Annotated in this window: 22 protein-coding genes; 6 read left to right on the forward strand and 16 right to left on the reverse strand. The window is 45.9% G+C overall.

The genetic code is table 11. The features are described from left to right. Positions 1 to 190: 190 nt before the first annotated feature. The 4 genes from AC58U0_RS08950 to citZ all read right to left on the reverse strand — a co-directional run bounded on the left by AC58U0_RS08950 (position 191) and on the right by citZ (position 5,724). Complete coding sequence (locus AC58U0_RS08950; protein WP_497378847.1) at positions 191 to 1,765, reverse strand: DNA-binding protein; 1,575 nt, start codon at positions 1,763 to 1,765, stop codon at positions 191 to 193. 198 nt (positions 1,766 to 1,963) lie between these two features. Continuing rightward, positions 1,964 to 2,905: a malate dehydrogenase gene (mdh, locus tag AC58U0_RS08955; protein WP_057307291.1), complete on the reverse strand. Its 942-nt coding sequence runs from the start codon at positions 2,903 to 2,905 to the stop codon at positions 1,964 to 1,966. Positions 2,906 to 2,956: 51 nt separating this feature from the next. After that, positions 2,957 to 4,255, reverse strand: coding sequence for an NADP-dependent isocitrate dehydrogenase (gene icd, locus AC58U0_RS08960; RefSeq protein WP_057307290.1), 1,299 nt, complete (start codon positions 4,253 to 4,255; stop codon positions 2,957 to 2,959). A gap of 356 nt (positions 4,256 to 4,611) precedes the next feature. After that, positions 4,612 to 5,724: a citrate synthase gene (gene citZ, locus AC58U0_RS08965; protein ID WP_497378661.1), complete on the reverse strand. Its 1,113-nt coding sequence runs from the start codon at positions 5,722 to 5,724 to the stop codon at positions 4,612 to 4,614. Positions 5,725 to 6,024: 300 nt separating this feature from the next. On the opposite strand from citZ, the gene AC58U0_RS08970 reads away from it, so the two are divergent. Beyond that, on the forward strand, positions 6,025 to 7,560 hold the full coding sequence (locus AC58U0_RS08970; protein ID WP_497378662.1) for a Ppx/GppA phosphatase family protein: 1,536 nt from the start codon (positions 6,025 to 6,027) through the stop codon (positions 7,558 to 7,560). Here AC58U0_RS08970 and AC58U0_RS08975 read toward each other — a convergent pair. Continuing rightward, the gene (locus tag AC58U0_RS08975; RefSeq protein WP_082562601.1) at positions 7,526 to 9,658 is read right to left on the reverse strand and encodes an RNA degradosome polyphosphate kinase; all 2,133 of its coding nucleotides are present in this window, start codon (positions 9,656 to 9,658) and stop codon (positions 7,526 to 7,528) included. The two genes, AC58U0_RS08970 and AC58U0_RS08975, sit on opposite strands and share 35 nt — an antisense overlap. 200 nt (positions 9,659 to 9,858) lie before the next feature. On the opposite strand from AC58U0_RS08975, the gene ytvI reads away from it, so the two are divergent. After that, positions 9,859 to 10,995 carry a sporulation integral membrane protein YtvI gene (gene ytvI, locus AC58U0_RS08980; protein ID WP_057307287.1) on the forward strand — a complete coding sequence of 379 codons (1,137 nt, stop codon included), beginning with the start codon at positions 9,859 to 9,861 and terminating at the stop codon, positions 10,993 to 10,995. A 24-nt stretch (positions 10,996 to 11,019) separates the two neighbouring features. On the opposite strand, the gene AC58U0_RS08985 is transcribed toward ytvI, so the two are convergent. Then, positions 11,020 to 11,415 carry an FxsA family protein gene (locus tag AC58U0_RS08985; RefSeq protein ID WP_497378664.1) on the reverse strand — a complete coding sequence of 132 codons (396 nt, stop codon included), beginning with the start codon at positions 11,413 to 11,415 and terminating at the stop codon, positions 11,020 to 11,022. Positions 11,416 to 11,429: 14 nt separating this feature from the next. Then, positions 11,430 to 11,894 (reverse strand): acyl-CoA thioesterase, encoded by a 465-nt coding sequence (locus AC58U0_RS08990; RefSeq protein WP_497378665.1) that lies wholly within the window; start codon positions 11,892 to 11,894, stop codon positions 11,430 to 11,432. Between the two features lie 277 nt (positions 11,895 to 12,171). Between AC58U0_RS08990 and AC58U0_RS08995 the strand changes: the two genes are divergently transcribed. Next, positions 12,172 to 12,306, forward strand: a complete 135-nt coding sequence (locus AC58U0_RS08995; RefSeq protein ID WP_497378666.1) for a hypothetical protein — start codon at positions 12,172 to 12,174, stop codon at positions 12,304 to 12,306. Between the two features lie 414 nt (positions 12,307 to 12,720). Here the strand turns inward: AC58U0_RS08995 and pyk are convergent, their stop codons facing one another. From pyk to AC58U0_RS09025, 6 genes are all read right to left on the reverse strand, one after another. After that, positions 12,721 to 14,475, reverse strand: a complete 1,755-nt coding sequence (gene pyk / locus AC58U0_RS09000) for a pyruvate kinase (protein WP_497378667.1) — start codon at positions 14,473 to 14,475, stop codon at positions 12,721 to 12,723. Continuing rightward, positions 14,468 to 15,442, reverse strand: coding sequence for an acetyl-CoA carboxylase carboxyltransferase subunit alpha (locus tag AC58U0_RS09005; RefSeq protein ID WP_060645678.1), 975 nt, complete (start codon positions 15,440 to 15,442; stop codon positions 14,468 to 14,470). Before AC58U0_RS09005 ends, pyk begins: the two co-directional genes overlap by 8 nt. Continuing rightward, entirely contained in the window at positions 15,432 to 16,298 is an 867-nt protein-coding gene (accD, locus tag AC58U0_RS09010; protein ID WP_057307281.1) for an acetyl-CoA carboxylase, carboxyltransferase subunit beta, read from the reverse strand. The genes AC58U0_RS09005 and accD overlap by 11 nt, the downstream gene beginning before the upstream one ends. A gap of 67 nt (positions 16,299 to 16,365) precedes the next feature. Next, positions 16,366 to 16,554, reverse strand: a complete 189-nt coding sequence (locus tag AC58U0_RS09015; RefSeq protein ID WP_057307280.1) for a hypothetical protein — start codon at positions 16,552 to 16,554, stop codon at positions 16,366 to 16,368. A gap of 174 nt (positions 16,555 to 16,728) precedes the next feature. Continuing rightward, positions 16,729 to 17,229, reverse strand: a complete 501-nt coding sequence (locus AC58U0_RS09020; RefSeq protein ID WP_057307279.1) for a phosphatidylglycerophosphatase A family protein — start codon at positions 17,227 to 17,229, stop codon at positions 16,729 to 16,731. A gap of 71 nt (positions 17,230 to 17,300) precedes the next feature. After that, positions 17,301 to 20,930: a DNA polymerase III subunit alpha gene (locus tag AC58U0_RS09025; protein ID WP_497378669.1), complete on the reverse strand. Its 3,630-nt coding sequence runs from the start codon at positions 20,928 to 20,930 to the stop codon at positions 17,301 to 17,303. Between the two features lie 124 nt (positions 20,931 to 21,054). On the opposite strand from AC58U0_RS09025, the gene AC58U0_RS09030 reads away from it, so the two are divergent. The 3 genes from AC58U0_RS09030 to AC58U0_RS09040 all read left to right on the forward strand — a co-directional run bounded on the left by AC58U0_RS09030 (position 21,055) and on the right by AC58U0_RS09040 (position 22,264). Then, positions 21,055 to 21,387 (forward strand): YtrH family sporulation protein, encoded by a 333-nt coding sequence (locus AC58U0_RS09030; RefSeq protein WP_307439973.1) that lies wholly within the window; start codon positions 21,055 to 21,057, stop codon positions 21,385 to 21,387. Continuing rightward, on the forward strand, positions 21,384 to 21,875 hold the full coding sequence (locus AC58U0_RS09035; protein ID WP_497378671.1) for a sporulation membrane protein YtrI: 492 nt from the start codon (positions 21,384 to 21,386) through the stop codon (positions 21,873 to 21,875). Before AC58U0_RS09030 ends, AC58U0_RS09035 begins: the two co-directional genes overlap by 4 nt. A gap of 95 nt (positions 21,876 to 21,970) precedes the next feature. Continuing rightward, positions 21,971 to 22,264 carry a YtpI family protein gene (locus AC58U0_RS09040; RefSeq protein ID WP_057307275.1) on the forward strand — a complete coding sequence of 98 codons (294 nt, stop codon included), beginning with the start codon at positions 21,971 to 21,973 and terminating at the stop codon, positions 22,262 to 22,264. On the opposite strand, the gene AC58U0_RS09045 is transcribed toward AC58U0_RS09040, so the two are convergent. From AC58U0_RS09045 to nfsA, 3 genes are all read right to left on the reverse strand, one after another. Next, positions 22,261 to 23,589, reverse strand: a complete 1,329-nt coding sequence (locus AC58U0_RS09045; protein WP_057307274.1) for a DRTGG domain-containing protein — start codon at positions 23,587 to 23,589, stop codon at positions 22,261 to 22,263. The two genes, AC58U0_RS09040 and AC58U0_RS09045, sit on opposite strands and share 4 nt — an antisense overlap. Before the next feature lie 179 nt (positions 23,590 to 23,768). Further along, positions 23,769 to 24,047 carry a hypothetical protein gene (locus AC58U0_RS09050; RefSeq protein WP_057307273.1) on the reverse strand — a complete coding sequence of 93 codons (279 nt, stop codon included), beginning with the start codon at positions 24,045 to 24,047 and terminating at the stop codon, positions 23,769 to 23,771. A 102-nt stretch (positions 24,048 to 24,149) separates the two neighbouring features. Beyond that, complete coding sequence (gene nfsA / locus AC58U0_RS09055) at positions 24,150 to 24,878, reverse strand: oxygen-insensitive NADPH nitroreductase (protein ID WP_497378672.1); 729 nt, start codon at positions 24,876 to 24,878, stop codon at positions 24,150 to 24,152. Positions 24,879 to 24,882: the final 4 nt, after the last annotated feature.

The raw sequence follows: 24,882 nt of genomic DNA on the forward strand, positions 1-24,882 counted from the left end.
TTATTAAGTATAACCGAACTGGAAGAGTCCAGACAAGAAAGCGATCCCATGAATCCAGCTAATTCACTATATCTACACAAAACTGTGACCAATTTTATGCAAAACAACCCAACGAACTCATCAGGATCATGAGCCCGCAGGGTTATATTCACTTCCTATAGATCAAGCTGATTCCTGTCCGCTTAACGTTTTAAGGCAGTGGCTCAACTGGAACATTAGCGATCGTAACGGCCTCAGTAAATTTGGCAGTCGTGTTCTGTCTCAAGCGCATATTAGCAGCACCGGAGATGCTTGGATTAATTTGAATACTCACAATCTTCTCCGCATGACCGCTTGCGTCAGCTGTTAATGAGAAGCTCGTGCTGTAACCGTAAGTGGAAGGCCATGTGCCATTGCTATTTTGAACCTTAGCGACCTGGGTACCTGAACCATTATAAATACCAATATTATAGCCTGTTGTTGTTGAATTTGCTGTTAGGCCATTTAGAATAATCTTCACTTGAAAAACCGCCTGATTTGGCAATTGCGCTTGATGGACAAATGCAAACGGATCTGTTGTATTCGTGGCGGTACTATATCCGTAAGATCCTACTTTAAACGTTGAAGGATCCCACCAATTATAACCAGCTGCAGGTGCTGCCCAAGGCTCGGCCTGCGGCTCTGTTGTATTAGCCGGCTGCTCCCATGAGTAGAGTGTAGTTGCTGAATCCAATGTAAGGCCCGGCACTTGCGTTAAACTTGTATAACTTTCTTTGGTTGCCAACCAGTTCACCATATTCACTAAAAGAGAAGCATCATTCTGCTCTTGGAATCCCGCATACGTCGTTTTCGTACCGCCTGTCTCTTCTCTCTTATACTTTGGCGTCGCATCTTCAACTGGCGAGGAATCGCCAATGAATCCAGCTTTGCCTGCACTTACTTTGGAAACCGCGACAAAAGGACCTTCTGCTACTCCTCCGCCGTTGTATACCCCTTGATCCACAGCACTAGCCCATTTGGTCGTCGTCGCTGGCAGGTAAACAATACCTTTGGCTTTGTTAGGGTCAGTAACCGCTAAAGTCGAGCCTGCATGCATAGCAACCGTGGAGACACCACTCGTAATATTAAAAGCCTGAGAGGGGCTCACGATATTATTCGCTGTAATATCACCTAATGCGTTATAACGGAACTTCACTCCGAAATTGGCCGACAACCAATCAGAGCTTGCAACACCCTGCATTGCAGCCGAAGCAGCTTCTGCTGTACTCATTCCCGCAGCTGGATTGGTCCACGCGCCGCGGCGAAAGCCATTAAATACTTCTGAAGCGTCCCAACGATTTTTATTACGATCTGCATTGTAATGATCACCAATGAAGAAGATGCTGCCGCCGCCTTGCACATACTGCAGCATGGCACTTTGCTCAGATGTCTTATATGGAATGTTAGCCTCACCAATAACGAACACATCATATGCTGATAAATCGGAGAGTGTAATCGCTGTACTCTTACGCAGTTCTTTTACAAAATAGCCTGCATTTCCTAATGCGTTAGCAAAATCAGAGAAACCGCCGTCAATAACCCAATCAGCTGCACCTGCCGTTTGACCGTGCGTATTGTCAAACAGCACCTTTTTGCCATTCGCCGTTGTCGGCGTTATCGATGGCGCGGGGTCATTCGGACCTTCCGCAAAAGCTTGTGGAACAATGCCTAACATTGATACGGATAATAGTGCAGTTAAACAGAGTCTTCTCCAGTTTCTTGTTCCTAGCAAGCTTTTCTTCAACATCAAATCCCACCATCCTATAGATTTTTTAGCCAATTTTGCTGGCTTATGCCTATCGTAGCATAGACCATTAACTGGGAATAGTGGTTGGAATTCAATTTACAATATTAACAAAAAATTGTGCATCGCCTCTATAAAATAAGCAAAAAAAAGAACCAACCACCTATTCACACAGGTAGTTGATTCTTCTTCCAAAGCTTATTAACCTGTTACAACTTTGATTACGTTGCGAACAGAGCTTGCTGTTTTGTCCAAAGCTGTTTTCTCTTCCTCAGTCAGCTCGATGTCAAGAATTTTCTCGATACCGTTAGCACCAAGTACAGTTAAAACGCCCATGAACAAGTTGTCATAACCATATTCGCCTTCAAGAAGAGCGATGGTTGGAATGATACGTTTTTTATCTTTAAGGATTGCTTCAGTCATTTGCACAAGGGAAGCCGCTGGTGCGTAATATGCACTACCGTTACCAAGTAGGTTAACGATTTCGCCGCCGCCAGTACGTGTACGTTGCACGATCGCTTCAATACGGTCAGCTGGGATCAGCTTCTCGATTGGCACGCCGCCAGCGTATGTGTAACGTACGAGTGGAACCATGTCATCGCCGTGTCCACCGATAACAACACCTTTAACATCCTCAACGGATACATTCAACTCTTGGGAGATGAACGTCAGGTAACGAGCTGTATCGAGTACGCCGGATTGACCGATTACACGGTTTTTCGGGAAACCAAGTGCTTGGAATGCTACGTAAGTCATCGCGTCAACAGGGTTACTCAAGATGATAACGATGGAATTAGGAGCTACTTCTCTCACGTTTTCACAAACGGACTTGACGATACCTGCATTCGTGTTTACCAAATCGTCGCGGCTCATACCCGGTTTACGAGCGATACCTGCTGTAATGATGACGATATCGGAATCAGCAGCATCCGCATAGTTGGAAGTACCTGTAATCTGGCTATCGTATCCTTGAACCGGACCTGCTTCAAGCATGTCGAGCGCTTTCCCTTTTGTAGGGTTTTCCAGTTGCGGGATGTCGAGAAGAACAACGTCACCAAGTTCTTTTTGAGCTAACATAAGAGCAGTTGTTGCTCCCGTGAAACCTGCGCCGACAACGGTAATTTTATTACGACGAATTGCCATTTGAGATGTACCTCCTAATAGTTTTTAGTAGATCAACTTTTCTCAAAAGAATTAAGCCATGTTTTTGATGATTTCGTTAGCGAACTCGGAACATTTGATTTCTTTCGCGCCTTCCATCAAACGAGCAAAGTCATAAGTTACAGTTTTGTTATTGATGGATGTTTCCAAACCTTTGTAGATCAATTCAGCCGCTTCCAACCAGCCAAGGTGCTCAAGCAGCATAACGCCAGATAGGATTACGGAACCTGGGTTAACTACGTCAAGACCAGCGTATTTAGGAGCTGTACCATGCGTAGCTTCGAAGATCGCGTGACCAGTCAAGTAGTTGATGTTTGCTCCTGGAGCGATACCGATACCGCCAACTTGTGCAGCAAGTGCATCAGACAGGTAGTCACCGTTCAAGTTCAATGTTGCGATTACGTCGAAGTCAGTTGGGCGAGTCAATACTTGTTGCAACGCGATGTCAGCAATTGCATCTTTTACGATGATTTTGCCAGCTGCTTCAGCGTCTTTTTGAGCTTTGTTAGCTGCTTCAGCGCCTTCTGCTTCTTTAATACGATCGTATTGTGCCCATGTAAAAGTTTTGTCCGCATATTCACGCTCAGCAAGCTCATAACCCCAGTTTTTGAACGCGCCTTCTGTGAACTTCATGATGTTACCTTTGTGTACCAAAGTTAATGTTTTACGGCCATGTTTGATCGCGTACTCGATTGCAGCGCGTACCAAACGCTCAGTACCTTCGGAGGATACTGGTTTAACACCGATTCCTGAAGTTTCCGGGAAGCGAATTTTGTTAACGCCCATTTCATCTTGAAGGAATTTAATAACTTTCTTAACTGCGTCGGAACCAGCTTCCCACTCAATACCAGCATAGATATCTTCTGTATTTTCACGGAAAATAACCATGTCAACCAGCTCAGGACGTTTAACCGGTGAAGGAACGCCATTGAAATAACGAACTGGACGGGAACAAACGTAAAGATCTAATTCTTGACGAAGTGCAACGTTCAGGGAACGAATACCGCCGCCGATTGGTGTAGTCAAAGGTCCTTTGATGGAAACGATGTATTCGCGCATAGCTGTTAATGTATCGTTAGGCAGCCAGTTGTTGTATTTGTTAAAAGCTTTCTCTCCGGCAAAAACTTCGTACCAAGCGATTTTTTTCTCGCCTTTGTATGCTTTCTCAACTGCAGCATCCAGAACGCGTACGGAAGCAGCCCAGATATCAGGACCTGTACCGTCACCTTCGATGTAAGGGATGATTGGGTTGTTAGGTACTTGCAGAACACCATTCTCGATAGTGATTTTTTGACCTTCTTTTGGTAGTTCGTAGGATTCGAATTGTGGCATGATTAGTTCCTCCTAAAATTTATGTAGATTAGTTTATCGAAAAAGTTACTGTTGCGCGTTACGTTGCGTGCTTTTGGCAATGCCTTCCGACCGCTGTTATCATCCTGTCCAATTGAATTGATTTTATTTTATGGACAGGATTCTAAAGGCGGACACTTACGTTTCTCCAGGCACTGCCAAGCACTCCACTTAGCTATATAACTGCTGCGAGAAACTTCCTAAGAAATTTAACTCGTCACAGTAGTAGTGAAGGTAAACACACAAAAAGTGACGGGAGTTGCGGTACGCCCAGGAAAGTCGAAGTCCCTGAGGCTGGGTACCGAACTGCCCGCACCTTGAGTCTGCATGTATGCCGATTAGCGAGCGCTAATTGGAATGTATTTTTGGTTAACCGGACCCGTGTACTCAGCGCGAGGGCGGATCAAACGGTTGTTTTCGTACTGCTCCAAGATGTGGGCAGCCCAACCAGATGTACGGCTGATCGCGAAGATCGGCGTGAACAGGTCGCGTGGGATTTCCAACGTTGTGTAAACGGAAGCAGAGTAGAAATCAACGTTTGGTTTCAAGCCTTTGAGGCTGGTGACCAATTCGTCTGCCTTAATGGACATTTCGTACCATTTCAGGTTGCCAGTTAGTTTACCAAGCTCATAGGACATTTTTTGCAAGTGCTTCGCACGCGGATCTCCGTTTTTGTAAACACGGTGTCCAAAGCCCATGATTTTGTCTTTGCGATCTAATTTATCGTTGATGTAAGGAACTACGTTCTCTACAGTACCGATTTCTTCCAGCATCGCCATAACAGCTTCGTTCGCACCGCCGTGAAGAGGTCCTTTAAGCGTGCCGATCGCTGAAGTAATACCGGAGTAGATGTCTGTTAATGTTGCAACAGTAACGCGTGCAGCGAATGTGGAAGCATTCAGCTCATGGTCAGCGTGTAAAACCAATGCTTTGTCCAAAGCTTCGATCGCGATTTTATCCGGTTCGTTACCTGTTAGCTGGTACAAGAAGTTAGCAGCAACAGAAGCATATCCTGGGGAAGCTAATGGTTCTTTACCTTCACGGATACGAGCGAAAGCAGCGATAATGCCAGGAATTTGTGCTTGCAGCTTGATCGCTTTACGCACATTGGATTCAGGGCTCAAATCGTTCGCTTCTTCATCATAAAGTGCAAGAGCCGATACTGCTGTACGAAGAGCAGCCATGGAATTAACATCTTTCGGGAATGCTTTAATCTGGTTGATAACCGCATCAGGCACCTTGCTGTAAGCGTTCAGGTCGCTTTGCAGTTTCTCAAGCTCAGCTTGGTTAGGCAATTTGCCGAACCAAAGCAAATAAATAACTTCTTCAAATGTCGCATTCTCTGCGAGGTCATCAATATCAATCCCGCGATACGTTAGCACTCCATCTACAATGGAGCTGATCGACGAGGTCGTGGCTACAATTCCTTCTAAACCTTTGGTTGCAGACATGGGAATCTCTCCTTAGCTACTCTATTAGCAAAAAATTGCTTTTTTCCTAACTTAATAATAAAGTATTTTGTTTAATAAGTGAACAAAAGCAGACATAAAACTTCATTATCACTATCATAAAGAATCTTTTTGGCGGAAATCGGCACTTTTTTTGAACCATCTCTTCAAAACACACGATACAAGTTTTTGTTAATTTCCCCGAATTATACAACCCTGTAGGAAAAGTTTGTCGAGTCGTGCCCAGATTGATACAATGTAGGCAAAGTAAAAGTGATTTTTCTCTGAAAAAGGAGCAAATACATGAGCAGCAGCACAAGTATCGGCATCATTGATATCGGATCCAACTCGATTCGACTTGTTATCTACGAAATTAATGCCCAAGGGGCATACCGTGTTGTAAGTGAGCATAAGGATTCCGCTAGACTCAGCGAACGCATCGGTTCCGATGGCATATTACATAGCAAAGACATTATCTCTATCGTACCAATTCTATCCCACTATGCTCTGTTATGCAAAGTTCATGAGGTTCCGACAATAAGAGCCGTAGCAACGGCAGCCATACGTAACGCGGCCAATTCAGCTGAAATTGTGCGGATTCTCCAGGAACAGACCGGACTTCATATTGAAGTTCTGAGTGGGACAGAAGAAGCACGATATGGCTATTTAGGCGTAATTAATACCATCGATATCCGGGACGGCTTGATCATTGATATTGGCGGAGGGAGCACGGAAGTTACCTTGCTTCGTAACCGGAAATTGCTTCACAGCGTTTCCTTTCCATTCGGTGCGGTGAACACCACACGCCAATTTATGAAAAATGGCAATCTGACCGAGCAGGAAATGGGCGATATTCGCCGGATGGTTGAAGATGCGATTTTGGCTCATCCTTGGATTGCCGGTTCTCCTAATCTGCCTATGATTGGTCTAGGCGGAACGATTCGAACCCTTGGGAAAATCAGCCAAAAACGAAGCAAATACTCGCTTCAGCTTGCCCACAATTACACGCTGAAACCTGGGGAGCTTCGTGATTTCCTCTTATTGTTATCCTCCATGCCACTGGAAAAACGGAAAAAAATAGATGGTCTCTCCAAAGACCGCGCAGATATTATGGTTCCTGGACTGATCATTATGGACACCATATTCGAAGCAGCGGGTTCATCAGCGTGCATTATCAGCGGATCAGGACTTCGTGATGGACTCTTCTACGAAACATTCGATCCTAAGCACCCAATCAAGGCGGATGTACTTGAAGCAAGTATCCATAATTTGCTTATGCTCCATCCGAATGCCGCTGTGAAGCATGTCTCTCATGTAGATAAATTCGCTATACAGCTTTATCATACACTCACTGCTCCGCCCGAATCGGAAGATCGAAGTCAAAGATACTTGCATACCGCTGCCCTCTTGCATCGAATCGGAACCAGCGTCCATTATTACCATTACCTCAAACATACACAATATATGATGACAGGGGCACATATCGACGGCCTCAGTCATCGAGAAATTGTTATTTGCTCTTTGATTGCTACTTACAAAACAAAAAGCCGGACCCACCAACAAGTCCTAGCTTACAAGGACCTTTTGATGGAATCCGACGCGGCATTAATAGTAAAGTTAGGTACACTGCTTAAATTAGCTATCGCTTTGGATCATAGTGAGACGCAGCCTGTTCAAGAGCTGCAAACAACGCAAACCGAATCAGCGCTAACTCTCAAGCTGTTATGTATCCACAACCCCATTATGGAGCTAAAGGAACTCGCGGCTATCAGTAAGGATTTCGAAAAAATCTGGGGGCTTAAGCTTAAGACCCAAGCCGGAGTTTTTTCCAAGAAGTAATTTTCATCGCCTCGAACTGGCTCCGATAAGGGGTCAGTTCATTTTTGATGCGACTGTACATCCCGTTGGGCATCAGTTCTCTTGCTTTGACGTTATCATGCAGCGTAACATTCAGAATTTGTATCATCACTTTCTTCATTTCCCGATCAAGAACCGGACACATCAGCTCAATACGACGTGTCAAATTACGTGTCATCCAGTCGGCTGAAGATAAATATACATCAACTAGTCCGCCATTTTCGAAGTAATAAATGCGTGAATGCTCCAAGAAACGATCTACAATACTCCGAACTGTAATATTCTCGCTAATCCCAGGCACCCCTGGACGCAAGCAGCAGACGCCGCGAATAATTAATTCAATCTTTACACCTGCTTGCGACGCCGCATATAAGGCATCTACCATCTCTTGATTGGATAATGAGTTCATTTTTGCAATAATTCGGGCTGGTCTGCCCGCTCTAGCGTGCTCAGCTTCACGTTCGATAAGCTCAAATAGCTTATCCTTCAAATCCGTAGGTGCCACAGCGAAAGACTGCCAATCATGAGGCGCGGAGTAGCCAGTAATTTCATTGAAAAGCGCGGAGGCATCCTCTCCAATCACACTATTTGCAGTGAATAGCCCTACATCTGTGTAAAGACGGGCAGTGCTGTCGTTATAATTACCTGTTCCCACATGAACATATCTGCGGAGCGTCTGTTCTTCTTGTCTCACGACGAGTGTGATCTTGGCATGCGTTTTGAGCCCAACAAGTCCATAAACCACATGACAGCCTGACTTTTCAAGCATTCTTGCCCATGCAATATTGCGCTCTTCGTCAAATCTGGCTTTCAGCTCAACAACTACCGTGACCTGCTTCCCAGACTCCGCGGCTCTGGCTAACGCTTGAATAATCGGCGAGTTTCCGCTCGCTCTATACAGTGTCATTTTGATTGCGAGCACTTTCGGATCATAGGCAGCATGGATGATGAAGTCTGTTACGGCGTCGAACGTTTCATAGGGATGATGTACCAATACATCCTTTTGCTTAAGAACTTCGAAGAAATCAGTCGTATCCTCAAATTCTATGGGGTATTTGGCAGCAATACGCGGATAGCGAAGATTTTCATAGCCATTCAACGTACCGGCCAGCTTCATGAAATAGGTAATGTCCAACGGACCATCAATTTCAAAAATTTGTTCTTCAATCTCGAACTCATCCTGAAGCTGTGCAAGCGCATATGGATGAATGCCTTCTTGTACTTCAAGTCGAACAGGAGAGCCCCAGCGTCTGCGTCTAAGCTCCTTCTCGATCTCCTCAAGCAGATCTTCCGCTCCTTCTTCATTGAGCGTTAAATCGGCGTTTCGAGTCACCCTGAACCCGTGAACGGAAATCGGAATGTATCCACTGAAAAGCGATTCAATATGATGCTCGATCAATTCTTCAATTAGAATAAATTCTGTTTTTTTACTATTTGGCCGTGTTGGCACCGGAATATAACGGGATAAATTGCTCGGTACTTGAACGATGGCAAAATAAGGCTCATCATCCGGATCATCCCCTTCCCGAACAAGCAAGACGGCTAAATAGACGGATTGATTATGTACAAGAGGAAATGGACGACTTTGATCCACGGCCATCGGCGTCAATACAGGAAAAATAATATCATGATAATAAGCATCCATAGCTTTTTTCTGTGTCGTATTCAAATCTTCAAATTCCGTAAACACAATGCCTTCTTTGGTTAGCAGTCTCGTAACTTCACGATACGTTTTGTACTGTTCTGTTACCATTTTGGCAGTGCGCTTCATAATTCGTTTAATAAGGCCGGCGGGAGTATAGCCTGTGAAGTCTTTTTTGGTATACCCAGCCTTGATTTGATCCTTCAGTCCTGCGACACGAACACTCATGAACTCATCGAGATTACTGGATACGATTGACAGAAATTTCACACGCTCAAGGAGTGGAGTGCTCGCATCTTGAGCCTCCTCCAGAACACGCCAATTGAACTCGATCCAGCTTAAATCCCGGTTTAAGTACTTGGTCGAAATCTCTTTGACTTCCTTAACTTCTTTGAGCTCTTTAACTTCTTTCAAATCTGGTTCACGCGCAATACTCATAAAGCCTCCACTTATATTTTCTTATGTTTTCTATCTGTTATCTGTGCCATTTATATCTTCATTGTACTATGCGTGCTCTACACCGACAATGCAGAATCCCCTGTTTCAATATATGAAGATTTTGTAAAGGTGATGTTATTTCCGTATTTATCCAAGATCATGTTACAATGAAAAGACTTGAAACTAGGAGAGAAAAAACCATGGGTATCCTGAATCCACGTTTAGTTCATCAGATTTTCAGGGGTATTTGGGTGGCACTAATTATTGTTCTAATCGGACTCGCTTTCTACTATGTTATCCCTCTGATTTACCCATTTATTTTCGGCTGGATTCTAGCTCTTATGCTTAATCCCCTTGTGAACTTCTTCCAATTCAAAGTGAAATTCCCGCGCTGGCTTGCCGTTACCTTATCCATGTTGTTATTTATAGGTGCCATGGTTACGGCCATAACCTTACTAGTTGCGAATATCGTCGTAGAATTAGGTTCACTTGCGGATACCTTACAGATTCAAATTAACCTATGGGTGGAGCAATTCAATGTTTTCATTAATTCTACAGCTTTCCAGGATTTGATTGAACGTATTAATCAGTTTTTTGAAAATAACCCGAAATATCAAGAAACCGTCAACAATAATTTATCTTCGACAGCAGGCTCCATTGCAGACGTAAGTAAGTTCATTATTGGCTATGTATTTGATACTTTGAAAAGATTTCTAACTTCTTTACCGAATATCGCGACCATCACCATTATTGTTATGCTGGCCACCTTTTTCATTAGTAAAGATTGGTATCAGCTTATCAAACGGTATAAAGGGATCTTCTCCGACATGATTGTGAAGACCACCCAATTAATACGGACGGATTTGCAAAAAGCATTGTTCGGCTACATGCGTGCCCAACTCATTCTTGTTTCACTAACCGCTCTTGTGGTCATCATTGGCTTGCTGGTCTTGCGCGTTGATTATGCCATAACCATCGGTTTATTAACAGGCTTAGCAGACCTGATGCCTTATTTGGGGACAGGTGCGGTCATGGTGCCTTGGATTTTGTACGTTTTCTTTGCGCAAGGAGACTTTTTCCTCGGAATCGGCCTCAGTGTGCTGTATGGCGTCATCGTGATTGCCAGACAGATTATGGAGCCAAAGGTGCTCGCCTCCTCAGTCGGATTAGACCCTCTGGCTACGTTAATCGCTATGTTCGTTGGATTGAAACTATTCGGACTCCTCGGACTTATTGTGGGTCCTGTGACTCTCATTCTGATTGCAGCGTTCTATCGCGCAAGAATCTTTCATGATATTGCGACTTACATACAAAAAGGCTCGGTTCCTCCCAAATAGACGGGGTGACCGAGCCTTTATTCTTTATCTACGCTTTATGATATTGATTCGGCCTCTGCCGATTTGTTTTTGAATCAATGCAAGCAGCATCACTTTGAAGATCGGTCTCGTGTAAGGAAAAACAAGTAGAAATCCGAAAATATCCGTGATGAATCCCGGCGTAATTAATAAAATACCGCCAATGAAAATACAGATTCCATCTAACAAGTGCTGTGCCGGCAGTTGGCCCTGAGACCACTCAAACTTGGCATACTCCAGCACTTTGCGTCCTTCCCGCTTGGCGAAATAGGCACCTAGGAAGCCGCTTATAATTATAAGCGCGAATGTTGTCCAGCCGCCGATAAAATGCCCCAATGTGATAAGAAGCGTAATTTCTATGGCAGGTACTAGAATAAAAATGGCAAGAATGATACGAAACATAAGCTCAGCCCCTTTTAAGAATACTTAGCTAACAGCTGCCATAATTCTGGCGCTTCCTTCTCTATACGTATTGGCTTCCAAGAAGGATTCACCCAAACGTGATGAGTTGCTCCAGTAACAAGTAATTCCCCCGTAGGTTGTGCAGCAGAATCTGCGGTTAGAGCCCTCATTTCTTCCGAAACTTTACGGATTTCATAGGCAAAATGGAGCCGAACACTGCTCATATCAATCACTCGCGTGTTCACGCATACCAAGTCATCATAACGAGCAGGCTTCTTAAACTTAACCTCCGCTTCAACAAGCGGCAGCAACAGCCCCTTCTCCTCAATACGCCGGTATGGGTATCCAAGCTCCCTGATAAGTTCGGTCCGCCCAATCTCGAACCACGTCAAATAGTTGGCATGGTACACAACCCCCATTTGATCCGTTTCTTCATATCTCACACGAAACTGATGCTGATGCCAGCGCTCCTGAGTCATGATGATGTACGCCTCCAATAACAAGTCTTAGAACAATTATAGCACAGCTAGGGTTAGGGATGGGTAGTGCTGGCGAGTGAAGCGGATGATACGGAGTGGTTGAGAGTGAGGCAGAGTCAGAGGAATGATACGAAGTGCTGGGAGTGGCGCGGAGTGAGACGGAGTGAGACGAGTGATACGGAGTGGTGAAGAGTGAGGCAGAGTCAGACGAATGATACGGAGCTGGGAGTGGCGCGGAATGAGACGGAGTGAGACGAATGATACGGAGTGGTGAAGAGTGAGGCGGAGTGAGACGAGTGATACGGAGCTGGGAGTGGTGCGGAGTGATGCAAGTGATATGGAGTACTGGAGTGATACGAATGATACAGAGTGCTGGGAGTGGCGCGGAGTGATGCAAGTGATATGGAGCTAAGTCCTACTAGACGTGGTTTAGGCACTTGGTTAGAACGTATGCTGAGTCCCGTATTCGCTCTCTATGATCTCTTTGCGATGATTTGTTCGGTACATTAGCAACATTCTGACGCTTAGGGAACCCAGAAGCCTTATTTCGCTGAATTCAGCCTTTAGAAGGGATGAAGCGGAACAACATGACGCTATTTCATTAAAATTGAGTCTATAACCCTTCATTTTGATTAAATAGCGTCAGTTCGTTCCGTTAAACATCTGAAATCGAGATTTTACTGTAAATAGCGTTATCTCGTTCCTTCTGGTGTCGGTTTGAGTTCGAATGTTCCCTTCGAGGCGGGTATGAATGCGTAAGGTACCATAGTTAGTAAAATAAAAAAAGAGTGAAGCCGAGACTACTCTCGCTTCACTCTTGCTATACCTACAGAACGCTCGCTTGACCAGAGTAGATAACGCCAACTTCTGGATAGATCGAAACTTCTGTGCCGTCTTTGATTAATTCAACTGCGTTCTCAACGCCTACAATGACCGGAATTCCAAGGCTTAATGCGACTACTGCCGCATGTGAAGTGATCCCGCCAACTTCGGTAATCAACGCTGAAGCTCTTTGTACAGCAGGCATATATTCTTTGTCCGTCGATACCGTTACAAGTACAGCACCGTCTACCATTTTCGCATTCGCTTCTTCTGGTGTACGAGCTGTTACAACGATACCCGTTGCTGTTTGCATACCGATACCGGTTCCTTTGGCAATCATCTCACCTACGTGATGAACCTTGATCAAGTTCGTTGTTCCGGAGCGTCCAACTGGTACACCTGCCGTAATAACAACGATATCACCTAGAGAAACGATACCTGTTTTGATGCTGCTTTCTACCGCAAGATTGAACAGCTCATCCGTCGTTTTCGCTTGCACGCCCATCACCGGAATAACACCCCATACGAGGGACAAGCGGCGAATGACTTGCTCGCTTGGCGTAACGGCGATGATTGGTGATTTCGGACGGTATTTGGACACCATTCTAGCTGTATATCCACTTTCTGTAGCCGTTAAAATCGCTTTCGCACCCAACTCCAAAGCTGAGTTAGCTACTGCTTGAGAAATTGCTTCGGTTACCGTAACTTGTTGCGCTTGTGCTTGACGAAGGAAAATCTCTTTATATTCCAAAGCTGCTTCCGCACGCTCAGCGATACGAGCCATCGTTTGCACCGACTCAACTGGATATTTACCAGCAGCTGTTTCACCGGACAACATCACAGCATCCGTTCCGTCGAACACCGCATTGGCTACGTCACTTGCTTCTGCACGCGTTGGACGCGGGTTACGCTGCATGGAGTCGAGCATCATCGTTGCCGTAATAACCGGCTTACCTACGATGTTACATTTTTTGATCATTTGTTTTTGGACAACAGGAACATCTTCAGCTGGAATTTCAACGCCAAGATCCCCACGAGCAACCATCAGACCATCGGATACTTCAAGGATTTCGTCTAAGTTGTCAACGCCCTCTTGGTTTTCGATTTTACTAATGATTTGGATGTGTGAAGCATTGTGTCTTTCCAACAATTCACGAATTTCCATAACGTCACTTGCTTTACGTACGAAAGAAGCGGCGATGAAATCTACGCCTTGCTCGATACCGAAGACGATATCGTTGGCATCCTTCTCCGTGATCCCTGGAAGACTAATTTTCACACCTGGGACGTTAACGCCTTTTTTGCTTTTAATCGTTCCGCCATTAACAATGCGGCACTCGATTTCGGTTCCACGAATACCAACAACCGAAAGACCAATTAAACCATCATCGATTAGAATGGTAGATCCAACAGCAACGTCACGCGGCAGATTCGAATAGGTAACTGAGATACGATCTGCATCGCCTAAGATTTCTTCTGTTGTCAAAATGATGTGCTTGTCCTGAACAAGCTCAATCGGCTCTTCTTTCAATTTTCCCGTACGAATTTCCGGTCCTTTGGTATCAAGCAAAATAGCTGCTACTTTGCCTGTCTCAGCGGATGCAGCGCGAAGGTTGCGGATACGTGCGCCGTGCTCCTCAAAATCTCCGTGGGAGAAGTTAAGACGGGCAACATTCATTCCCGCTTCTAGAAGCTTTTTCAAATTCTCTTGTGATTCGCTTGCAGGTCCAATGGTACAGACAATTTTCGTTTTACGCATGGTTTCCCTCCTGAGTGAATGTGAACCGGCCGATCTCTCTAAATTTGCGGTAACGGTCCTCGAGCAGCTCCTGTTCGTTCATACTTAGCAAATGCTGAAGCTGTTCCCAGATAGCTGTTTTGATCAATTCTGCTTGTGCTGCTAAATCCCGGTGTGCGCCACCTTTAGGCTCCGGGATAATACCGTCGATCACCTTTTGCTCCAAGATATGATCTGCAGTAATTTTCATCGCTTCTGCCGCGTGTAAAGCTTTGGAAGCATCTTTATATAAGATGGAAGCCGCGCCTTCGGGACTAATAACCGAATAAATAGCATTCTCCAACATCAATACCTTGTTACCTACACCTAATCCAAGTGCGCCGCCACTGCCGCCTTCCCCAATAACAATACAGATAATAGGGACACGAAAAGAGGCCATTTCCAGTAAATTTCTGGCAATCGCTTCTCCTTGGCCGCGCTCTTCTGCAGCATTCCCAGGGAATGCACCTTTGGTATCAATAAACGTCACAATAGGACGCTTAAATTTGTTCGCTTGACGCATCAACCTCAGCGCTTTACGGAACCCTTCCGGATGCGGACAGCCGAAGTTACGAGCGATATTATCCTTCGTATCTTTCCCTTTTTGGTGACCGACAACCGTAACTGGAATGCCGTTCAATTTGGCTAGTCCACCTACAATCGCAAGGTCATCCCCATAAAGGCGATCGCCATGAAACTCTATGAAATCCGTGAAAATGGTTCCAATATAATCAATCGTTGTCGGCCTTTGCGGATGACGAGCCAACTGCATTTTCTCAGCAGAAGACATATTCGCATAAAGCTCATCTTCGAGTTCAGCATATCTTTCTTCCAAACGACGAATTTCCTCCGAAAAGTCAATTTGCTTCTCAGCGCCAAAAGTACGCAGTTCCGCAATCTTCTTCTTTAGTTCCGCCAGCGGCTGTTCAAACGGCATTTCACCCGCCATAAGTCGCCTCCCCCTTCACTCCGTGCATGTCTAACAGCTTGATTAACGTAGGACGCATATCCTTACGGCTCACGACCTTGTCGAGCTGACCATGCTCGAGATTGAATTCAGATGTCTGGAAATTGTCCGGCAGCTTTTGTTTAATCGTTTGTTCAATAACACGACGGCCTGTAAATCCAAATGGTGCAGCAGGTTCAGCAATAATAATATCGCCTAGCATAGCAAAACTCGCAGATACACCCCCGAAAGTCGGATCTGTAATAATAGAAATAAACAATCCGCCTTCCGCGCCGAGCTTGGACAAAGCAGCGCTTGTCTTCGCCATTTGCATCAAGCTTAGAATGCTTTCTTGCATACGAGCTCCACCTGATGTGGAGTAAATGATAATTGGAACTTTCTTTTGAATGGCAGCTTCGATTGCTCTGGTTATTTTCTCCCCAACAACGGAGCCTAGTGATCCACCCATGAAGTCAAAACTCATGGCCGCAACAATAACCGGATAGCCACCAATCGTACCTTCACCGGTCATAATTGCATCTTGTAATTTCGTTGTACTCTTCGCTTTATCCAATTTCTCAACGTAGTCAGGGAACTCCAAAGGATCCTCAGAGATCATGTCTGCGTCGTATTCCAAAAACTGACCTTCATCAAGCGTTAATTGGATACGTTCCAAGGCACTTAAACGATAATGATAGCCACAAGCTGTACAGACTTTTAGATTTTTCTCAAGCTCTTTACTCGTTTGGATCGTACCGCATTTCGGGCATTTATTCATTAAACCTTCGGGAATATCCCTTTTTGTTTTCTCGGAAGGAATCGTTGCATATTTACGCTTTTGAAATAAATCCTTTAGCACATTTCCACCTCTACTTGGCTATTATCTTGAACTTCTGACAAGCCACGTTACTTGCTTCTACTTTTCATTATCTATGTAAAATAGAATTGAGCACTTCCTGAACTTCCTCTACTTCACCTGCGGGTACGACGATTTCGAACTGATTTTTGGATAAGGAGATACCCCGAACTTGTACGAGAAATCCTTCTTCCGTCAGCCTCTGTTTAATCCGCTCTGCAATCTTCGCGGTAGGAGCTATGTATATCACCGTCCACATGAAAAAAAACCTCCTATGACGTGCAACTACATGGATTAGGGCAAGTTAGCAACGATGATAATTAACATCCTACATAAGCATAGGCGCACACAATGGAATAATGATATCATAATTTCTCTTTTTCCCGCAACAGAGCACGTTCATGAAAAAAAGTGAAGTCTGAACTTTTTTGAGCTAGTCCAGACGTAATTTACTGCTATAATCAGGCGCATGCTCATTCTGATGAGCGATTCTGGCAGAAGCTGCTGCCGCTAAACCACAGATCAAGTCATCCAGAAAAACATGAACAGAACTTCGATCATCATTCAATGTTCGGATAATACCCATTTTTTCTTTATCTAAATAGCCAAAGCTAGTTAAGCCAATCATCCCATATACATGAACAATGCCTAGGGCCAGAGTTTCGTCGACGCCGAACAGAGGTTCATCCGCTTCAAGAATCGATTGCAAAGGCTCGGGCAACAGCTTTTTCTCTGCCAATTCATCAAGAGCAATGCCCGTATAAAGTGTATACTGCACTTCCCGCTTGGCGAGAACAGCCAGCACACTCTCGATACACTCTTCTTGCGATAGTTGATCATTATAGGGCTTTTGCAGCTTGAACACAATTTCAGAGATTTGCTCTACCGTTACACCACGTCTCTGCAGCAACTGGATCATATGTTGTTCGGTCATAAGTCTCCTCCTACGCATGTATTAAACCCTTGAAATACCGGGTTCCTATTCATATGCGGAGGATGCTATCTTTATTTCACTCTGACCGAATCTTTACCCATGATGGTCTCAATCATACGGAACAAATCCTTCGAAGGATCGACCAAATATTGGTCGCTCAGGGCCAAGAGCTTGTTGCTGCTTTCGTAGAAAAGCGCAACCGCGAGCTGGCCCTTATGCAGCTTCAGCAGCGCCTTCAGCTGCAGCAGCTTATCCGGCTGCTCGCAGTCAGCCGAGATCTTGACGAACACCCGCTGCGCCTTCGGCTCCGCAGCGTTCGTGCGCGCCGGCTGCGCCGCAGCGCGGGACTCCTGGCGGCCCGCCGCAGGGGCCGCCTGTGTGACAGCGGCGGCGCTGCTTGCGCCGCCTGAGATGGCAGCCGTGCGCGCAGGCCGATCGCTGACTACGTCAGCTGATCGCCTATGCGCCCCTGGCTGCCGGCGGAGCCGCTGGACGCCTGCAGGGTCGTCCAGCGCGACAAGCTGCTCCGCGAGCAGCTTGGGCGGGTCCTCGTCCTGAAGCTGCAGCTTCGCCCGGACGAGGACCAGTCTGCCCTTCTGCACGAGCGGAGCCGCATTCTTCCAGGTCTCGGGGAACAACACCACCTCGACCTTGTCAATGCGATCCTCCAGCTCCATGAACGCCATGGGCTGCCCTTTCTTCGTGACGATCGTCTTATTCGAGAGGATCATGCCCGCTACAAGAACCTCGCTGTTATCTGGCAGCTCCGCTAATTGATGAAGCATAGCCGCTTCCATCTCACTAAGCTGCTCCGCATAAGCATCAAGCGGATGTCCGGATATATACATGCCGAGAAGTTCCTTCTCGAGCTCCAATTGTTTACTTTGCGGCATCGGAGGAATGTTCGGAACCTCCACCTCCCAGTTCGGTTCTTCAACGAAGCCAAAGAGGTGAAGCTGCAGATCATCCCGTTCCTTGCGCCATTTGGTTGCGGAGGCGATGGTTTCATCGAGAATAGCCATCAGCTGAGCGCGATGCCCGCCTAGAGTGTCGAAAGCTCCACCTTGAATGAGCGATTCAATCACTCGTTTATTACATACGCGTAAATCAACACGTCGGCAGAAATCTAGCAAGCTCTCGAACTGTGACTTTTTCCGTTCATTAAGAATAGCATCGATGGCTTGAGTACCTACATTTTTGATCGCTGCAAGCCCGAAGCGGATTGCCCCGGCCCCAGGATCCGGTGTAAATACCGTTCCGCTGCCATTAACATCAGGCGGGAGCACAGCCAATTTCACCCGCCGGCACTCATCCACATATTCGGCTACCTTCCGATGATTCCCCATAACAGCCGTTAACATAGAAGCCATAAAATAAATCGGATAGTGCGCTTTTAAATAAGCCGTTTGGAATGCCAGCACCCCATAAGCCGTTGCATGCGCACGCGGAAAACCATAATCAGCAAAACGCACGATCATATCATACACATGATTAGCCTCATCGGCATTAAAACCTTGACGCAAGCTGCCCGAAACGAAATGTGCCCGTTCTTCATCCAGCACTTCCCGCTTCTTCTTGGACACTGCTCGTCTTAACAAATCTGCTTCGCCTAAGCTAAAACCTGCCATTGATGAGGCAATTTGCATAATTTGCTCTTGGTAGACGATAATGCCGTACGTATCCCGAAGGATAGGCTCTAACGTGGGATGCGGATAAACGACCTCCAGCTGTCCGTGCTTCCCATAAATATACTTAGGTATAAACTCCATCGGACCTGGACGGTACAAGGCCACAACGGAAATAATATCTTCAAACACAGAGGGCTTCAAATCCTTCAACACCTTGCGTACACCCGATGACTCCAATTGGAAGACGCCCGTCGTTTCTCCCTTACTAAGCATACCGTAGGTCACGGCATCCTCATCCATGTCCAACATATCAAAGTTGAGACGCACATTTTCCATCTGTGCTATCCAATCAACCGTTCGTTCTATAATAGACAGCGTCCGCAAGCCGAGAAAATCCATTTTCAACAGTCCGATGGCCTCCAAATGCTCCATCGTATACTGGGTAAGAGCTGTCTGAGCCGTGCCTTCTTGGAGAGGGACATACTGCGTTAACGGTTCTCTGGAAATGACAACCCCTGCCGCATGCGTTGAAGCATGGCGCGGCATGCCTTCAACACGCATCGCCATTTCCAGCAATTCTGCTGTCTTGGGCTGTCTTGCGACCAGCCCCTTTAAATCAGAGCTAACCTGCAGTGCTTCCGATAAGGTCATACCTAGTTGATTCGGAATCGCCTTGGCCGCTCGGTCAACGTCTCCATAGGGTACATTTAATACGCGTCCGACGTCCCTTACCGCGGCTTTGGCCGCCATCGTTCCGAAGGTAATAATTTGCGCGACATGCTCGTGCCCATATTTGGCAACCACATAGTCAATCACTTCATCCCGGCGTTCATCGCTAAAATCGATATCAATATCCGGCATCGTAATCCGTTCCGGGTTAAGAAAACGTTCAAACAACAGCTTATATTTAAGTGGATCGACATTCGTAATACGCAGTACATAAGCAACTAGACTTCCGGCAGATGATCCCCTGCCTGGTCCGGTCATGATACTCTTTTCGTGTGCAAAACGAATAAAATCCCATACGATTAAGAAGTAATCGGAAAAACCCATTTTCTCAATGACGCTGAGCTCATAAGCTAGACGTTCCTCTGCTTGTTTCCGCAGCGGTGAATCCACTGTATGCCACTCAGCTTTAGCCGCATAACGCTGCTCCAGCCCCTGTACACAGAGCTCACGCAAATATTCTCCAGCTGCGAGGTGCTCAGGAATGGGACGAAAGCTAGGTAAAATCGATTTACCGAACTCCAGCTCGAGTTCACAGCGTGAAGCTACAACGCTCGTATTCGTAAGCGCTTCGGGAACATGGACGAATAAACGTCTCATTTCCTCCTCGCTTTTCAAATACATCTGACTCGTCCCCATCTTAAGCCGATCGGTGTCCTCCACCGTTTTGCCTGTCCCAATGCAAATGAGAATGTCCTGCATCACATGATCCGGCTCTGTCACATAATGCACATCATTCGTGGCAATTAGCGGGATTCCGGTTTCTTTACTTAGCTCGATCATCGAGATCATCACTTTTTTCTGCTCAATCATCCCATGATCTTGAATTTCCAGAAAGAAATCATCGCCGAAAATATCACGATAGCGCTCAGCCGCTTTTCGGGCTTCTTCATGACGATTGTGAAGCAAATGCTGAGAGACCTCGCTGCCTAAGCAGGAGCTCAGACAAATAAGTCCCTCTGAATGCTTGGCTAAATGTTCCAAATCGATACGCGGTTTATAGTGAAAGCCCTGTAAATGTCCGATTGAGCAGAGCTTCATTAAATTTTGATAACCTTGATAATTTTTGGCTAGCAGGATAAGGTGATAGATTGGCTGTTCCTGTCTAGTCCCTTTATCGCGAATAGATCCCGCTGTGAAATAGACCTCACAACCAATAATTGGTTTAATGCCTCGCTGTTTGCACGCTTTGTAGAAGGCAATGGCCCCGTACATGACACCGTGATCTGTCAATGCTAGAGAGGTCATGCCAAGATTAGCTGCTTGTGAAACAAGCTCCTCCATACGTGCCGCACCGTCTAATAAACTGTATTCACTATGAACATGCAAGTGTACAAACGAACTCATCAGCATGTCCTCCCTTCTTTCATTTTATTCCTTATATTTTATCATATTGGTGCTAGGCATTCCCATACATTAAGTATAGAGAGTTTGTCCTCTTTAACTAAGCTGGAAAGGAAGCGATAAGGACATGTATGTCTTTTGGGCAAATATTATCGTGTATTTCTGTATTGCATTCGGGGTCGTATTTGGAGGCAGCATGTTAAGTGGAATAGCAGCCGTGCTCACGCTTCAATCACCGACGGAAAAAATGCTGACCATTTCAGAAAACATTAAAATCTGGGCCATGGTAGCTGCTGTTGGCGGCACGATTGATCCGATACGCTATATTGAAAGCCATGTAGCTATAGGGCATTTGAATCCCGCTATTAAGCAAATCGTTCTGATTATTGTTGCTTTTATAGGAGCGCAGATGGGCACTTCACTTATTCAAATGATCTGCAAAGGGGGCAATCAGCCTTGAGGATCCCTCCTTTTGCCCGATATCAACGTCTGCTTTCGAGCTTAGGACTGATGCTTTCGGGAGCTATCATTGGGAGCGCGGTCTATATGAGCATTCATCAGCACACCTATAATCAGCTCTATGTGCAGATGCATAAATATTTGGAGGAAAATCGTGATCTCCTTGATGATATCGAAAATTTAAATAAAACAAAAAATAAACAGGCATTAATTAACACAGTCAATGTTCATCTGCTTCCCAAAAACCAAAATGAACTCATCAGTGAAGATATTCAGAAAGAAATCGAGGTGGATGTGAAGAGTGAGCTCAAGCTCGTTATTGGCCAAAAGGCCGCGTTCGTACGGGACTCACAGCCCCTTTATGAAAGAATTATTACCCAGCGGACCTATATTTTGCATGATAAAAAATATGTCGTTGAGATCAAATCCATCGTATTGATTCAAACCGAACTAACTGTGTGGATTACGGCCCAAGAGAAACGAACATAACCGCCCTGAGGACTTTTTAAGCGATAGAATATTGCAATCTTTCATTAAAATCGCTAAAGTAAACAGTAAACTCGCCTAAAGGACGGATTAACCAGATGTTCGCCATTCAAATCACTTTATTCTCCCTTATTTGCATACTGCTTGGGCTTTCCGTATATTTCAGCTTCCGGTCTCGACGTGAAACGGTTGCGGCCAGACGCGGTTTATTCTCCGCCCGCATGAATATTTGCATGGGTTTGATGCTCGTTCTTATTGCTATCACCCAAATCTTCTTCTTTAGTGAATCCAGCTTTCGCCGCATCTTCGGCACCGTGCTGGTCCTGCTAGGTCTGTTCAACTTATTCGCCGGCATTCGCAATCATGGGCACTTCGATCGCATGCTGCGTTAAATGACTTGAGCGGTTAGCATTGCTTTGGAAACCAAAGTCCCAGCATGATAAATTTCTACATCAATTTTGCCAAACTTACGGCTCACTTCAATGATGGTGGGTCGTATTTCTATTTTGGAGTCAATTTGCAGCGGTTTTAAGAAATAGGTCGACATATTGTCCATGACGAGATCCCCTTTCTTATGTTCCTGCACGATGCGATAGGCCGCTTGGGTCATCAGCGTTGTAAGAACACCTTCCGATACCGTCCCCAAATGATTCGTCATCTGTGGGGTGATAACGCCATGAAACTGCAGTGACCCCTTTTCATCCCTAACCTCTTCCAGTCCGGACCAGATTAAATCCTCGAACGTTTCACCATTCTGCGGCTGCTTCTGAATATACTGCATGGCTTTCAACACATCGCTGCGATTAAGCACGCCAAGGATTTTGCGGTTTGTATCCACGACTGGCAGCAATTCAATACCTTCCCACACCATCATGTGGGCTGCTGATGCTACTGAAGTTTGGGGCGTTACGGTAAGCGGACTGCGCGTCATAAGCTTATCTACTGTTTGTAGAGAATTAGCTCCCACCATATCCTTCGAGGTCACAACACCAATAATTCGGTTCCACTCGTCTACAACAGGAAAACGGCTGTACCCTGTATCCTCTGACATGCGCTGCCAGTCCTTCAGTGTACTATTTGCCTTAAGAGCATAAAGGGAAGCGCCTGATGCCAGGATGTCCTCGACAAGCATAATTTTCTTCTTGATCAAACGATCGTATATGGCTCTATTAATCATGGAGGCAACCGTAAACGTATCGTAGCTGCTCGAAATAATAGGCAGCTCCAGTTCATCTGCAAGGACTTTCACCTCTGTACTGGTGTTAAATCCCCCCGTAATGAGTACGCCTGCGCCTTGTTCCAAAGCACAGATATGGGCACGGTTGCGGTTACCAACGATTAGAAGGCTGCCGGCCTCAATGTAACGCATCATGGCATCCTGTTCCATCGCGCCGATAACGAACTTGTGCAGCGTCTTATGGAGTCCACGCGAGCCACCGAGTACTTGCCCATCGACCATGTTCACTACCTCAGCAAATGTGAGCTTATCAATGTTCTGCCGCAGCTTTTTCTCAACTCTTACGGTTCCGATTCGCTCTTTGGTCGAGACCAGACCTTGATTCTCGGCCTCTTTAATAGCTCGGTAAGCCGTTCCTTCACTGACTTCCATGTTCTTGGCAATTTTGCGAACGGAGATCCGGCTGCCAAGCTTCAAGCTTTCAATATAGCGCAAAATTTGTTCATGCTTCGTTAATGTATCCACGGATTGTGTATCCAACTGTTACACCTCATTCGCTTGTTCCTGTATTACTCTGTACTACTAGTATAATCGTTCCAAAGCGCAAGAACAATGAAATCAGCTTTTCCTAAATAAAAAATCCAACCCTATTGGATTGGATACTTTATTTGTATTATAGCAAACATACGTTCGTTGTCAAAATGGAAATCTCTTCTTCGCTACTTGCGAAATTGCAGAAGTTTCCGGCGACCTTGAACAAGCTGCTCCAACTGCCATTTTTTCATCCGATTGATGCGGTTCATCTCTTTGCGTTTCTCTTCATCCACACCAAGTATTTGATGCAAATGAGAGGCTGTCACAAGCAGGGCCATCACGATCCAGATGCTGCTAAACACCATAGGCAGCGATCCTACATCTCGAAACTCCAATTGGGGAATGGAGTAAAATAGCATGCCTAACGTTAAGCTCATGTAAACGACATTTTTAAAGCCTTTCAAAATGATCACTCCTTTCGCTTTAAATAAACAAGAAACTATCTCATACTAATGTCATTGTATGAGACAAGTTCTTGTTATATGTTCAATGCGAAAGATTAAGGCTTACTCAATCTCGAAACCCTGGGAGCTAAGGAAGGGTTTCATGTGCTCTCGCGGCCGCTGCGCTTTGGCTGCCATGTCCTTGGACCAGGTCGTATCGACTTTGCCGCCCGATCGAACCTTCATATAGTCGCGGATGCTCTCGTCGTACACGTCGACCGCTCCTTCGTTATCCGTATACCGATTCTCATGGTATACGGCTTCTCGCGGGAGCCGCGGGCGCTGCGGCGGCTCTTGATCCGGCATGCCGATGCACATGCCGAAGACCGGGTACACCAGCTGCGGCAAGCCCAGCAGCTGGGACACCTCAGCGGGCTTATTGCGCAGCCCGCCAATGTACACTACGCTGAGTCCGAGTGACTCCGCGGCGATGGCTGCATTTTGCGCCGCTAATGCAGCATCTACTGTGGCAACGATGAAGTTCTCAGCGTTGCCAGTAACCGGAGTGTCCCCGTGACGGTGGACAGCCTGCGCGTATCGGTGCAGATCCGCGCACCACACTAGGAACAGCGGACACTCGCTGACGTATGCTTGATTGCCGGCTAGCGCGGCAAGCTGGTTCTTCAGCCCGTCATCCGTTACATGGATAACGCTATACGCTTGCATATTGCTGGATGTAGATGCCGCTTGAGCGGCTGCCAGAATAGCATCCAGCTGTTCCGAGCTTACTGGCTCATTCGTAAACTTACGAATGGAGCGATGATTTTGCAATAAAGAAATGATTTCGTTCATCCTT

It is taken from the genome of Paenibacillus sp. J31P190, assembly GCF_059692075.1.

Excerpts from the sequence above, each read along its gene's own strand:
- AC58U0_RS08950 (WP_497378847.1), bottom strand. The coding sequence starts at position 1,765 with ATGTTGAAGAAAAGCTTGCTAGGAACAAGAAACTGGAGAAGACTCTGT.
- mdh (WP_057307291.1), bottom strand. The coding sequence starts at position 2,905 with ATGGCAATTCGTCGTAATAAAATTACCGTTGTCGGCGCAGGTTTCACG.
- icd (WP_057307290.1), bottom strand. The coding sequence starts at position 4,255 with ATGCCACAATTCGAATCCTACGAACTACCAAAAGAAGGTCAAAAAATC.
- citZ (WP_497378661.1), bottom strand. The coding sequence starts at position 5,724 with ATGTCTGCAACCAAAGGTTTAGAAGGAATTGTAGCCACGACCTCGTCG.
- AC58U0_RS08970 (WP_497378662.1), top strand. The coding sequence starts at position 6,025 with ATGAGCAGCAGCACAAGTATCGGCATCATTGATATCGGATCCAACTCG.
- AC58U0_RS08975 (WP_082562601.1), bottom strand. The coding sequence starts at position 9,658 with ATGAGTATTGCGCGTGAACCAGATTTGAAAGAAGTTAAAGAGCTCAAA.
- ytvI (WP_057307287.1), top strand. The coding sequence starts at position 9,859 with ATGGGTATCCTGAATCCACGTTTAGTTCATCAGATTTTCAGGGGTATT.
- AC58U0_RS08985 (WP_497378664.1), bottom strand. The coding sequence starts at position 11,415 with ATGTTTCGTATCATTCTTGCCATTTTTATTCTAGTACCTGCCATAGAA.
- AC58U0_RS08990 (WP_497378665.1), bottom strand. The coding sequence starts at position 11,894 with ATGACTCAGGAGCGCTGGCATCAGCATCAGTTTCGTGTGAGATATGAA.
- pyk (WP_497378667.1), bottom strand. The coding sequence starts at position 14,475 with ATGCGTAAAACGAAAATTGTCTGTACCATTGGACCTGCAAGCGAATCA.
- AC58U0_RS09005 (WP_060645678.1), bottom strand. The coding sequence starts at position 15,442 with ATGGCGGGTGAAATGCCGTTTGAACAGCCGCTGGCGGAACTAAAGAAG.
- AC58U0_RS09015 (WP_057307280.1), bottom strand. The coding sequence starts at position 16,554 with ATGTGGACGGTGATATACATAGCTCCTACCGCGAAGATTGCAGAGCGG.
- AC58U0_RS09020 (WP_057307279.1), bottom strand. The coding sequence starts at position 17,229 with ATGACCGAACAACATATGATCCAGTTGCTGCAGAGACGTGGTGTAACG.
- AC58U0_RS09025 (WP_497378669.1), bottom strand. The coding sequence starts at position 20,930 with ATGAGTTCGTTTGTACACTTGCATGTTCATAGTGAATACAGTTTATTA.
- AC58U0_RS09030 (WP_307439973.1), top strand. The coding sequence starts at position 21,055 with ATGTATGTCTTTTGGGCAAATATTATCGTGTATTTCTGTATTGCATTC.
- AC58U0_RS09040 (WP_057307275.1), top strand. The coding sequence starts at position 21,971 with ATGTTCGCCATTCAAATCACTTTATTCTCCCTTATTTGCATACTGCTT.
- nfsA (WP_497378672.1), bottom strand. The coding sequence starts at position 24,878 with ATGAACGAAATCATTTCTTTATTGCAAAATCATCGCTCCATTCGTAAG.